General features: G+C 68.2%; 13 protein-coding genes. 4 read left to right on the forward strand and 9 right to left on the reverse strand.

Annotated elements, in window-relative coordinates; genetic code table 11:
• Positions 1-11: 11 nt before the first annotated feature.
• From C8E87_RS30705 to C8E87_RS46835, 3 genes are read left to right on the forward strand one after another with little or no spacing between them, the layout of a single operon-like run.
• A complete protein-coding gene (locus C8E87_RS30705) occupies positions 12-491 on the forward strand; it encodes a hypothetical protein (RefSeq protein ID WP_133876305.1) in 480 nt (159 codons plus the stop codon).
• A gap of 18 nt (positions 492-509) precedes the next feature.
• Positions 510-1,406, forward strand: coding sequence for a hypothetical protein (locus tag C8E87_RS30710; protein WP_133876306.1), 897 nt, complete (start codon positions 510-512; stop codon positions 1,404-1,406).
• Complete coding sequence (locus C8E87_RS46835; protein ID WP_133876307.1) at positions 1,318-1,695, forward strand: DUF397 domain-containing protein; 378 nt, start codon at positions 1,318-1,320, stop codon at positions 1,693-1,695. Before C8E87_RS30710 ends, C8E87_RS46835 begins: the two co-directional genes overlap by 89 nt.
• Here C8E87_RS46835 and C8E87_RS30720 read toward each other — a convergent pair.
• The 6 genes from C8E87_RS30720 to C8E87_RS43905 form a co-directional block, all read right to left on the reverse strand.
• On the reverse strand, positions 1,641-2,387 hold the full coding sequence (locus C8E87_RS30720; RefSeq protein WP_133876308.1) for a DUF6082 family protein: 747 nt from the start codon (positions 2,385-2,387) through the stop codon (positions 1,641-1,643). The genes C8E87_RS46835 and C8E87_RS30720 overlap by 55 nt on opposite strands.
• Before the next feature lie 126 nt (positions 2,388-2,513).
• Positions 2,514-3,167, reverse strand: a complete 654-nt coding sequence (locus C8E87_RS30725; RefSeq protein WP_133876309.1) for a tetratricopeptide repeat protein — start codon at positions 3,165-3,167, stop codon at positions 2,514-2,516.
• Positions 3,168-3,180: 13 nt separating this feature from the next.
• Positions 3,181-4,425, reverse strand: a complete 1,245-nt coding sequence (locus tag C8E87_RS30730) for an MFS transporter (protein ID WP_166661292.1) — start codon at positions 4,423-4,425, stop codon at positions 3,181-3,183.
• Positions 4,410-6,179 (reverse strand): HEXXH motif domain-containing protein, encoded by a 1,770-nt coding sequence (locus tag C8E87_RS30735; protein WP_166661293.1) that lies wholly within the window; start codon positions 6,177-6,179, stop codon positions 4,410-4,412. The genes C8E87_RS30730 and C8E87_RS30735 overlap by 16 nt, the downstream gene beginning before the upstream one ends.
• Entirely contained in the window at positions 6,169-7,383 is a 1,215-nt protein-coding gene (locus tag C8E87_RS30740) for an FxsB family cyclophane-forming radical SAM/SPASM peptide maturase (protein WP_133876312.1), read from the reverse strand. Before C8E87_RS30740 ends, C8E87_RS30735 begins: the two co-directional genes overlap by 11 nt.
• Positions 7,384-7,419: 36 nt before the next feature.
• Positions 7,420-7,590, reverse strand: a complete 171-nt coding sequence (locus tag C8E87_RS43905) for a hypothetical protein (RefSeq protein ID WP_166661294.1) — start codon at positions 7,588-7,590, stop codon at positions 7,420-7,422.
• A gap of 1,210 nt (positions 7,591-8,800) precedes the next feature.
• On the opposite strand from C8E87_RS43905, the gene C8E87_RS30750 reads away from it, so the two are divergent.
• Positions 8,801-9,124, forward strand: coding sequence for a hypothetical protein (locus C8E87_RS30750; protein WP_133876314.1), 324 nt, complete (start codon positions 8,801-8,803; stop codon positions 9,122-9,124).
• A gap of 126 nt (positions 9,125-9,250) precedes the next feature.
• Here C8E87_RS30750 and C8E87_RS30755 read toward each other — a convergent pair whose 3' ends face one another.
• The 3 genes from C8E87_RS30755 to glgB form a co-directional block, all read right to left on the reverse strand.
• Positions 9,251-9,451: a hypothetical protein gene (locus C8E87_RS30755; RefSeq protein ID WP_133876315.1), complete on the reverse strand. Its 201-nt coding sequence runs from the start codon at positions 9,449-9,451 to the stop codon at positions 9,251-9,253.
• 168 nt (positions 9,452-9,619) lie between these two features.
• Entirely contained in the window at positions 9,620-9,847 is a 228-nt protein-coding gene (locus tag C8E87_RS30760) for a hypothetical protein (RefSeq protein WP_133876316.1), read from the reverse strand.
• A gap of 133 nt (positions 9,848-9,980) precedes the next feature.
• The gene (gene glgB, locus C8E87_RS30765) at positions 9,981-12,095 is read right to left on the reverse strand and encodes a 1,4-alpha-glucan branching protein GlgB (protein WP_133877180.1); all 2,115 of its coding nucleotides are present in this window, start codon (positions 12,093-12,095) and stop codon (positions 9,981-9,983) included.
• Between the last annotated feature and the right edge of the window lie 4 nt (positions 12,096-12,099).

Below are 12,099 nucleotides of genomic sequence, written 5' to 3' on the forward strand. Positions count from 1 at the left end.
AGGTAACCTCCATGACGACGCCACTTTCAGAGCGCGAAAAAGTGCAAGTGCGCAGCCTGCTGTATCTTGCATTGTGCGACAAGATTCCAGTGCGCACGCCGCCTGGAAGCGACCCTTCGGAACTCATCGTCAAGCTGGCCAAGGCATTCGAACCGCCGGATTTCGCCGAGGAACGTGACAGTGCGATCAATGCCGCGCTTCTCGCGGCCTGCAAATACCTGGTTCCCTGGTGGCGTGCGGCGTTCATTGACCCGAAGCGGCACGGCAAGGCCTTGGACCACCTTATGCAACGCCACGAGATGACGTGTCCGAAGATTCATCCAGCAGTGGTCGCACTTCCTTCAGATATGCACCGGTGGGTCTATCTCCTCTTTCGATTTCAGCGGTTCAACGAGGCAGATGCGCGAGAAGTTACCGGGATCGGTCGCGACGAGTTCAAGCGCCACTATCTCGAGGCCAGGGCGATGATCGGATCGCAATTTCGTCGTTGATGTGATGTTAGGAGCGACATGGTGAATTTGCGACAGCGCCACCCAAGGAAGATCACCGAAAACCAGTTTCGGATTCTCCGTCTCGAAGCAGCCGAGGAATTACACGTTATCGGCCATCGGCTGTGGTTCGAAGGTGAACGGCTCATCGCCCCGGAATGCCTGCACATCGCCGCTCGGTGTGGGTTGCCCGAGGCCGAGGCGGATGTCCTTGTCTGGCAGTCCACGGAGGAAAACGAAATTGACGACTGCTGTGATGCGCCGGTCGGGAAGCGGAGGGAACCGTCGAGGACAGGTCGGCGACTCGCGGCCGCAGCGATGGCCGGCGTCGCAGCCTTCAGCGGAGTGTTCGCATTTCACCAGGTGAACAACGGACGACTGGTGTGGGGGGCGACTCCCGCGCCGCCGTTCAAGGAGTCTCTCGCGTTGCGCGAACCTCGCATATTTCCGCCGATCGACGCGCAGTTCTCCGCCGGCGCGTCATTGGAGGCGGCGTCCTCTGTATCGCCAGAACTCGAGGTCGACCTGAGCGTGTCGGACGAATGGGAGTACGTGGTCGCGCTCCAGTCGACGGACGGCAAACAGACGTGCAGCTGGCGAATCATCGGGACGGCGGCCGATGGGCGGCCGGGGGCAATGCGCGTTCGGCTACGACCGGGCGAGCTGCAGAAGCAGGTCAACGTTCCGTCCGAGGGGTGGTCGAGCCTCTCGGTCTTCGCGGAGGTGCCCAGCTCGGCTCGTGAGTGTCAGGTTGTCGGCGGAAAATTCCTGCCGGTGGACCGGCCGCCAACAGCAAGCGCCCCTCCGCCGGCACAACTCAACGCGGTGGATGCCTTCACCGATCCGAGTCCGCCGCCTGATCGTCCACCCGGCGCGGCCGCGCCCTCGACGGCCATCCCCAGTCCCATGCCTTCCTGATCACTGGTCCCTGCTTCTCCAGGGCGGTGCACGGAGTTCCACTCCGGACACCGCCCTTTTCGTGTTCTACGAAAGGTGTTTGTCCGTGTCTGAGGAATTCAGCGGTTCAACGCGGTGGCGACGCAGTTCTCGTTGTATTTCGGATCATCACTGCGTGGAGGTGGCCAGGGTGGAGAGCGGGGTTCTCCTGCGCAACTCGCAGAAACCCGATGAAGTGCTTCGGTTGACCCCGGATCAGTGGCGCGACTTCCTGCGTATGGTGCGGTCGTTGCCGGGCGGGGGAAGGTAAGGTCGCGCGCCGCGGCGGCGGCAGCAGGGTGCCAGGCACGCAGTGCTGCTGCCGCGCGCCGGTTCTACCGCACGTGAAGGTGGTCCGGCTGCCTCCGCCGATCTGAACTCCGCATCCACCATTGCGAGGAAGCGGCGCCGTGTGCCGTGAGCGGCGCGCAATCGCCAGGTCCCGTACTGCCGCCAGTATGCTCGCGGAATTTCGCTGTCCGCCATGGAGCGGACATAGGCGCGCACGGCGCCGTCGCTGAGCTCCCCGCACTCCCATGCATAGAGCCATGTGGATATCACCATGTTGGTGTAGTAGAAGAGCCTCTCTTCCACGCCCTCCGGCGTAACCCGGGATCCCCAGCACTGCCCGTACACCGGGTCGTCCATGGCGGTCCGTAGGGCGTCGGCATGCATCTCTCGGGCCATGCGAATGCGCTCCTGCCGGATCTGCCGCCGCTGCACCAGCACCGCCACGCACAGCGCCAACGCCGAGAACAGAGCCGCCGCCGGCCCGTACGACTGTCCAATATCGCCCAGCCGATTCCAGTCCGAGCCGCCGTCGTCGATGAGCCGCAGCAGCACCGGTGAAATCAGGACGGCTCCGGCGAGCAGCCCCACCAGAACGGTTGAAAGGAGCAACCGGGCGGTGCGCCCCAGCAGCGCGTATGTCATGTGCCCCTTGTTGACGGCCGGCAACTCCATGAATCCCTCCAAGTAATCTCACGGATACTCAGAGTGTCGGCAGTGTGCGCCACCCGACATGTCCCTGCGCCCGCTCAGAGACCCCTCCCGTACGGCCGGACGGTGGTTGGACGAATGGCGGCACGTCTAGCGGCAGGCCTTCATCCGGGAGCGGGCGTGACGGGTGTACGGCGCGCCCAGTTCGGCGGCGACGGCGAAGACCTCGTACGCCTGATCGGGCCGCCCGGTGCGCAGCAGGTGGTCGCCCAGGGTGATGCGGGTCTGCGGGTCGTCGGGGTCCAGCTCGATGGCGCGGCGATAGTAGTGCTCCGCCGCCGACCGGTCACGGGCCGCGCGTCCTCTGGTCTGGTAGAGCAGGCGCAGGTTCTCGACGGCGATGAGGTGCTCGCCCGCGCCGAGGGCGGCCAGCGCGAGCCGTTCGGCCTCGTCGAGCAATTCCCGTACGGCGGTGTGGTCGTTGCGGTAGTACGGCAGGAAGCTGATCGACCGCCACGCCGCGCTGGCCAGGACGGGGCCGGGCGCGCCGGATTCCAGGAGGCGGACGGCCAGGGCGGCCCAGGGGGCGATCTCGTCCGGCGAGCGGTCGTGGCGTCCGTGATGGGCCGCCAGGTTGACGGCCGCGCTGATGCGTTCGGTGAGCGGCGCGCCGGTGTCGTGGGCGGTGGCGGCGTAGATCTCGTACATGGTAGGCGGGACGGGGAAGTCGTCCTCGCCGCGGGCCTTGAGGGCGGCGGTACGCCGCAGCCGGGTGTCGCGCGGTCCGTACGGGGCCGGAAGCACGTGCGAAGGGGCCTCATCGGGACGGCGAGAGCTGGGAACGCGAGTCGACCGGGGCCGGGCGCAGCAGCCGGGTGCAGACCAGGGCCGCGGCCAGCATGGCGGCCAGCAGGATCCAGGCCGTGGTCTCGGCGCCCGCCGAGGCGAGCAGGTAGCCGCCCAGCACCGCGCCGATCGGGACGGCCCCGTCGGTGATGACCGAGGCCGCGCTGACGATGCGGCCCAGCGCCGAATCGGGCACGGCCCGGGCCCGGTTCACGGTCAACGTCACCGCGACGACGGTGCCGACCGCGCCCACGCCGGCCCACGCGACCACCAGCACGACCGTGTGCGTGCTGACCGCGATCATCGCCAGCAGCACCGTCCACACCCAGACACAGCCCAGGAACAGGGCCCGCGGCGAGAACCGGCGTTCCAGGCGGGGCGCGGCGAGCGAGCCGAGGATGCCACCCACCCCGGCCGCGGCCAGGATCGCGCCGACCGTCCATGCCGGGCGGCCCTCGCGGGTGCCGATGACCAGGATCATCAGGATCACGCACTGGAACAGCATGTTCGTGAAGCCGGTGACGATCGCGGTCAGCCGCAGGTACGGGATGCGCCACATCCAGACCAGCCCTTCGCCCATGCGCCGCCAGAAGCGCCTGACGCCGGGCGCGGACGGCGACGAGGGCCGCGGGTCGAACAGTTTCCGGGGCATGACGGCCAAGGTCAGCAGGCAGAACACGTACGAGAAAGCATTGAAGAGGAACGGCGCCCAGCGGGACAGGTCGAAGAGCGCACCCCCGACCGCGCGCCCGGCCAGGATGCCGATCGGCTGCTCGGCCTCCAGGAACGAGAAGGCCACCGTACGTTCGCGCTCGTCGACTACGTCGCGGACCGCACCCACCTCGGCGATGCCGAAGACCACGAACGCGGAGCCCTCGAGCACGGCCGCCACCACCAGGATGACGGCGAGCCCGCGCAGGTCGAGCACCGACGCCAGCAGCACGGCGGTCGTGGCCGCCAGACCCACCGCCTGCGCTGCCAGCATGAGCAACCGCCGGTTGACGGTGTCGGCGAGCAGCCCGGCCGGCACCTGCAGGATCAGCGTGGGGATGGTGGCGGCGAACGCTACCCAGCCCGCCAGTTCGGGCGAGTCGAACAGGGCCAGAGCGAGCAGCGGGTACGCGAGGCGGACACCGGCCGTGCCGACGAGCGAGAGCGCGTTGCCGCTCCACAACGCCAGGAACCGCCGATTCTGCAGGATCACGACGACAGCCACGCCGTCAGCTGGACGATGTCGCCCGGCGCAGCCCGGTGCACCGCGGCGACCACCTCGGGCCGGCGGAACAGGGCGGAAACCGACGCCTCCTCCGTGAGGTGCCGCATGCTGAGCGCCAGCCCGGCCCACGCCTCGGGCGTGTCGTCCGTGGCCACCTCTTCGGTGTAGAGCGCGAGCGCCCGCTCGTAGTCGCCGTCCACGTACGCCTGGTCGGAGGCGGGCACCTCACCCGCAGCGACGCCCATCTTGAGCAGGCCCACCGGCAGCCGGGAACGCGGCGGCACGTCCGACGGCGCGACGCTCGACTCCGGCAGCTCGCCCGGCGAGAGCCCGGCCCGCCACCGCTCGACCAGACCGGTGACGTCGACGGTCATGTTCCGCACCCGCCAGGCCACCAGGTGCCCGGCCGACGACTCGCGGGCCAGCGACTCGAGCCGGGCGGGCAAGAGCTCGCTCGACCAGCGGGCCGCCGCCGCGCTCATCTCCGCGACGAACGCCGTGCCGGCCTCGGTGAGCAGCGGCGACGCACCCGCCACGAGCAGCGCCTGCCGCACCTGGGTGCGCCACCGCGCGAACTCCACCTCCGCCTTTCCGGAGGCGTCGGTCCTGCGGAACGTACGCCAGAAATCCGTCACGCCCAGGTGCGCGTAAATGCCTTGCAGCAGCCCCGACAGCGGCCGCGGGTCGTCGCGCCACGGGGCGTACAGGTCCTTGACTGCCGACGGTTTCTGCAGCTCGACCTGGTCGGTCAGGGCGGCCAGCTTGGCGTGCTGACACTCGTGGATCAGGGTCAGCGCGAACTGGTGCGGCCCGCCGGCGGCGCTCATGTTCACACCCCCGTACGCGTGCAAACTGGTGTTGCTGACCCCGTTGGGCACCGGTTCCGCCGTCAACGGCACAACCGCGCGCAGCACCTCGTCGATCCCGGTCGAATACTCCTCGAACTGCTGCCGCAGGATCTCGAGGGCGCCGTGGAAGATCCTCGACCAGCTCGCCGCCTGAGCCGCCGTCAGCCGCGGGGGCGGGCCGGTCAACTGCGCTTTCGTGTACGGGTCGGACATGTCGCGAAACGGGTCGATGTCGTCGAGATACACCGTTCGCAGTGTCGAGTACGTGGTTCCCAGCCGGCGCAGCGGCAACCACCGCTCGTCGGCCTCGCTGCCCAGGTCACGCAGCACGAGCCGGGTGTCCTCGTGCACGATCTCGACCCGCCCCGGCGCCACCGTCACCGTCGCCCGCCCGTGCACCCCCGGCGGGGCGAGCCGCGCCAGCCCCAGCCCCGGCAACATCACCGCCCCGTCCCGGACGACCACGTCGACGCTGCTCTCACGGCTGTCCTCGCGGCTGTTCTCACGGCTGCCCGTGTGGCTGCTTGTGTGGCTGCCCGTGTGGCTGCTCTTGTGGCTGCTTGTGTGGCTGCTTGTGTGGCTGCTCTTGTGGCGCGACGTGATCGCGTACGCGGTGCTCAGCCAGCCGAGATAGCCGAGGTCGGCCTCCAGCGGCACCTCGTCGCCGGTCTGATGGGCCAGCCGCCGGATGCAGTGGACCAGCCACGCGCCGACGTTCGGGTAGTCGAGCAGCTCGTCGGGGATGTCGGGTTCCAGCGTGTGCCCGGCCTTCGCGGCGTCGTTGACCAGCATGCGCAACAGCACCCGGCGTTTGCGGCGCTGACCGGTGGCGAGCGCGGCCAGGCTGTCCGGCGTGCCGAAGCCCGTGCCGAGGTCGCGGGCCAGGGTCTCGGGGTCAAACTCCACCGGGCCGCCTCCTCGTGCCGATCTTCGCCAGCTCGCCGGACACCCGCGCCCGGACATGGTCGATGAGAAACTTCAGGTCAGGGCAGTAGACCGACGGGTTGAGGAACCCTTCGCCGGCGCGGAAGCGGTGGGTGTAGTTGCCGCCGCCGCAGATCTCGTGGATCGAGCAGGCCCGGCAGGTGGCGCTCAGGGCGTCCCGGCCGAGCTGCCGGGCCACGATCTGCGGAGCCAACAGCGCGGCGTCGAACGGGTTGCTGCCACCGGCCGTACGCACCTGGGTGGCGCCCGCGAACGCGGTCTTCAACGTGTCGACCTGCTCGACAGTCCCGTCGGTCTCGATCACGGCCACCCGGATCGGCTGCAACCCGACCGACTCCGACGTGCCCGTGCCACCCAGCGTCAACGCGAGCAGATCGTCGAACAGCCGTACTTTTGTTTCCTGTCCCGGCCCGGTTGCTTCTTCTGCCGGTGCGTCGAACCATCTGTCGAAGACCAAAGACAGCCATTCCCCGTACGCCGGAGGGCCGCCCTCGACGCGCCCCGGCGGGGGAGTGCTCCAGTTGCCGTGAGGCAGCAGAAAGTCCACGGTCGGCGGTCCGAGTTCGACCAGGGCCTCGTACGTGGTGATCGGGTCGTTCCGCAGATCCACGGTGCACAGCAGACCGGCGTACAGGCGCTGATGTCCTCGCAACACGTGCAGGCCGCGCAGAACATCGGCGTGGCTGCCGCGCCCGTCCCTGAACACCCGGTGGCGGTCATGCCCCGCCTGGTCACCGTCGACGCTGACGGCCACCCGGATGTTCCAGCGCTCACAAACCTCGGCGACCGGCTCGTCGAACAGCAGCCCGTTCGTCTGCATGCCGAGCCGCAGTCTCTCGGATCCGATGATCGTGGTGGCTCTTTCTGCCAGCCTGTTGAGGTGCTCGGCGCCGGCCAGCAGGGGTTCGCCACCGTGGAAGACCAGGCTGACCGTCTCACCGGTGTGCTCAGCGATCCGGTGGCACGCCGTCGTGAACACGGCCTCACTCATCACCCGCGGCTGGGCCCGCCACCCCTGATCAGCCGACTCGTAGACGTAGCAGTACCCACACGCCAAATTGCACCGGCTGTGAACCTTCACGACGAACTGGTTGAACCTTTTCGGCACCCAGCCACGGGCCGTCAGCGCCGTCACGTCGAGGCCGTCGGGCCAGGACACGTTCATCAGCCGGCCCCCTGAGCCGCCGTACGGATGGCTGGTCTACAGGTCGGCGTCCACGAACGAGTTGAAACCCCCCGGCCCCTCCAGCGCATCGGGCGAGTAAACCCGCTCGATCGCCGCCCGCAGGGCCGGACTGAGCTCGGCCAGCAGATCGTCATTCAGGTCCTGGAGGTCTCGCAGGTCGACGCCCTCGGGTTCGTTTGCTTCCACGCTGTTCCTCCGATCGCCCCGGACCCGCAAGACGGCCAGCCGCCCAACGAGCCGAAAGGAGTTTCCCCGAACCTATTGATAAGGGTCTAACAGGCATACCCGCCTGTCCACTTGGGGACACACCCACAACCCGCGGCGACTGGCCGAGGTAGTGTGCTGCGCCGCCCGTCATTCCCTTGCACCCACTCCGCCGGAATGAGTGCACCCCCCTATCACCGCCTGACTGGCGTAGACCCTGATGTGCCGATGCGAAAACATTGCCGGGCTCGGCCTCGCAGGGCAGGTGACCTTTCTCGGCGCCCTGTTCGGACGCACGTGCGGGGTGTCCGCGCGCGTGTTGTCCGCGCGTGTTGTCCGCGCGTGTTGTCCGCGCGTGTTGTCCGCGCGTGTTGTCCGCGCGTGTTGTCCGCGCACGTGTTGTTCGCGCACGTGTTGTTCGCGCACGTGTTGTCCCCCGCGCGTTGTCCGCGCGCGTGTTGTCCCCCGCGCGTGGTCCGCGCACGTGTTGTCCCCCGCACGTGGTCCGCGCACGCAGTGCCCCCACGCAGCGCCACCCTGTACGCCCACCCAGGCGGTCCCACTCGAACGCCCATCAGGATTACTCAAAGCGCCTGAAATATCGTGATTTAACCGGTCTTGCATGTAGAGCTGCCGCCGCCTCCCCCACCCGCCCCGGGACGAGGGGGCAGAACCTACACCGCTGTCAAACTGATCAAGGCTGTTTGTCCACAGGGGCTTCGCCTGCGGTGTCCCGCCTCCGCCAGTTGTCCACAGGCGGTAGCGGGGGATCCGTAACGCGAACGGCTCTGTCTCACTTGCGGTGGTGACGGTGGGTGAGGTTATCCGAGCAGGATGCGGTGGCGGAGAAGAGTGAATCCTGCTTATCCATACATTTGGCGCTTCAGCAGTTTGGTTTTGGTGTTAACACCTTCGGTTGTGCACGAGCAGGTCACCCGGGTCGCCCCTGGCGGTGGGTTGCTGTTGGTTGAAGTCGCGGATGTCGCGACGCCAGACCCAGGCGAACCGCCGACCGGATGCCCGGCAGACAGTTCGTATGCAAAGCCGAAGTCGGCCGGGCGTTGCACCATGCGAAGCTAATTTCCCTGGTCCGAGCCCCGAGGTGAATAGGGGTGTGTTCAGGGGTCCCGGTCGCGCCGGGTGGCTACACCATGGACGGTGTTCGCTAGTGCTCCCCTTTTGGAGGTTCACCATGCGCCACCGGATCCTCGCGCTCGCCGCCGCCACCGCCGCCGTGGCTGCCCTCGTCGCCGTCCCCACCGCGGCCCAGGCGGCCACCGCCGCCGACACCATTCCCCTGTGGCAGTGTGTCCAGGGTGGCGGCGTCGGGCTGCCCAGTTCCGTCAACGGCACCATCACGAGCATTCTCTGCTTCGGCGGCTCGTCCAACACCAACAATGTGACCAACGATCCGGCCACTGGCTGCCTGGCGCCGACCGTCTGGACCGAGAAGGTCACCGTCATCCACGCGGTGCCGTACGGCACCTTCCGTATCCCGTACCTCACCTGCGTCTGAGGTAACGATTTCGGACGCGGCGGGATCGCGTCAGGTGTCGTAACGGCCCGCCGCGCCAGGACGAGCGCGTCCACCTGCTCCGGCCCGGTTCGACGGCCCCCCTCGGCCGCCGAGCCGGGCCGGGGGTCAGCTGGTGGCCGACTCCAGCGTGAGGCGCCGGTGCAGGTAGCTTCCCCGCTTGCCGGTGGCTCCGTTGACCCGTAGCCACGGTTGGATCGTGGTGGTCCCGGCCGGCACGACGATCAGGGCGAACGTCGCCCGGCTGCCGAGCCGCATCTCAGCGCCCGCGTCGACGGCCGCGTCCGCGACAACCTCCGCTTTCACCATGGTGGCGGTGGACACCGAGACGCTGCGGGCCGGCAGCAGCGGGACGAAGCCGTTGGCGGGTGCGATGGTGATGCCGTTGACGTCGCACAGGGCTGGGGCGGGCGGTATGGCAGCTGCGGGGCCTCCGGCGGCGACAACGCCCAGGCGCGACCCAGCCGGACGTGCCTACTACAACACGCTGGGCTGCCTGTTGGTCGCCGTGGCGAGGTGGGTACGTTGTTTTTGAGTGAGCTGGTCGCGGCGCTGAGCGTGATCGAACAGCCGGCCGGTCATGATGGTGATGCCGTCGGTGATCGAGGCGTCGAGGTGCCGACCGGTCGCGGTGTTTGCGGTCTTGTTGTGGTTGCGGTGAATTCGCAGGCCGTTGTCCGGTTGCGGGTGGGTGCAACTCGTCATGCTGTGGTCAAGGCCGTGAATCGAACCAAGAAAACACCGTCGGCCCGTTCGGGAAACGGGCCGACGGCGGGAAGATTGGGCCGGCGGCGGGAAGGAGCCCACAGTGGGGGAGGGGCCCACCGTGCGAAGAGGGTTACTCCTCCAGGCGGAGCCAGATGGCGCCCAGGGGTGGCACGCGCAGGGAGACTGAGTGGTCGAAGCCGTGCCAGGGGAGGGGGTCGGTGTCGACGCCGCCCAGGTTTCCTACGCCGGAGCCGCCGTAGAGGTCGCTGTCGGTGTTGATGACCTCTGTCCAGCGGCCGGGGCGGGGCAGGCCGATGCGGTAGCCCTCGTGCGGGATCGCGGCGAAGTTGACGATGCAGGCCAGCGGGGCGCCGTTCGGGGGGAAGCGGACGAACGAGAACGTGTTGTGCTGGGAGTCCTCGCTGGTGATCCAGCGGAAGCCGCTCGCCGACGTGTCCTGGGTCCAGATGGCGGGGGTTTCCTTGTAGACCCGGTTGAGGTCTTTCACCAAGGATTGGACGCCGCTGAACTGGGGGTCGGACAGCAGGTCCCAGTCGAGGCCGCGTTCCTCGCTCCATTCGCGCAGGTCGCCCAGTTCGGCGCCCATGAACAGCAGCTGTTTGCCGGTGAAGGCCCACATGAAGCCCAGCAGCGCCCGCGTGTTGGCCAGTTTCTGCCACAGGTCGCCGGGCATCTTGCCGGTCAGCGAGCCCTTGCCGTGCACGACCTCGTCGTGGCTGATCGGCAGGATGTAGTTCTCGCTCCAGGCGTACACCGTCGCGAAGGTCATCTGGTGGTGGTGCCACTGGCGGTAGATGGGCTCCTTCTCGATGTACGACAGGGTGTCGTTCATCCAGCCCATGTTCCATTTGAAGCCGAACCCGAGTCCGCCCAGGTGGGTGGGGCGGGTGACGCCGGGCCACGCCGTCGACTCCTCGGCCACCGTGATGACGCCGGGGTAGTTCTTGTAGACGGTCGCGTTCATCTCCTGCAGGAAACTGATCGCGTCGAGGTTTTCGCGGCCCCCGTACTGGTTGGGAGACCACTCGCCGTCCTTGCGGGAGTAGTCCAGGTACAGCATCGAGGCCACCGCGTCGACCCGCAGGCCGTCGGCGTGGAACTCCTCGCACCAGTAGAGCGCGTTCGCGACCAGGAAGTTGCGCACCTCTTTGCGGCCGAAGTCGAACACGTACGTACCCCAGTCGGGGTGTTCGCCGCGGCGCCAGTCGCCGTGTTCGTACAGCGGGGTGCCGTCGAAACGGGCGAGGGCCCATTCGTCCTTGGGGAAGTGGGCCGGCACCCAGTCGAGGATCACGCCGATGCCGGCCTGGTGCAGCTTGTCGACCAGGTGGCGGAACTCGTCGGGGGTGCCGAACCGCGACGTGGGGGCGAAGTAGCCGGTGACCTGGTAACCCCAGGAGCCGCCGAACGGGTGCTCCATCACGGGCATCAGCTCGACGTGCGTGAAGCCGGCCTCCACCACGTACTCCACGAGCTGGTCGGCCAGCTCGGTGTAGGACAGACCCGGCCGCCACGAGCCCAGATGCACCTCGTACGCGCTCATCGGCTCCTCGTGCCACTGCTTCGTGGCGCGCCGAGCCATCCAGTCGTCGTCGGCCCACTCGTACGCGGTCTCGTAGACGACCGAAGCCGTGGCGGGCGGCACCTCGGTGTGCTGGGCGAGCGGGTCGGCGTGTTCGCGCCACTGCCCGTCCCGTCCGAGGATCTTGAACTTGTACTTGTTGCCGATGCGCGCCTCCGGCAGGTAGATCTCCCACACACCGCTCGAGCCCAGCGAGCGCATCGGCCACCCGTCGTACGGACCCCAGCCGGTGAAGTCGCCGATCACCTGCACGCCCTGGGCGCCCGGGGCCCACACGGCGAACCCGACACCCTGACCGGCGGCGCCTCGGGGCTGCGCGCCCAGCACCTTCCACAGTTTCTCGTGCCGGCCCTCGCCGATCAGGTGCAGGTCGAGCTCGCCCAGCGTGGGCAGGTGACGGTACGGGTCGTCGGTCACCTCGCCGTCGACGTCGAGCCGGTAGTCGAGGACCGTGCCGGGCAGTTCGGCGGCGAAGATGCCGTCCGGGTGCACCTTGGTCATCTCGACGCGTTCGCCCTCGTGCACCACGGCCACCGCCTTGGCGCCCTTGCGCAGCGTGCGGATCACCGTGCTCCCGCCGCCGGGGTGGGCGCCGAGGACCGAGTGCGGGTCATGGGTGTCGCCGGCCACCACGCTGTTCATGGCG

Source organism: Paractinoplanes brasiliensis, assembly GCF_004362215.1.
GTDB classification, from domain to species: Bacteria; Actinomycetota; Actinomycetes; order Mycobacteriales; family Micromonosporaceae; genus Actinoplanes; species Actinoplanes brasiliensis.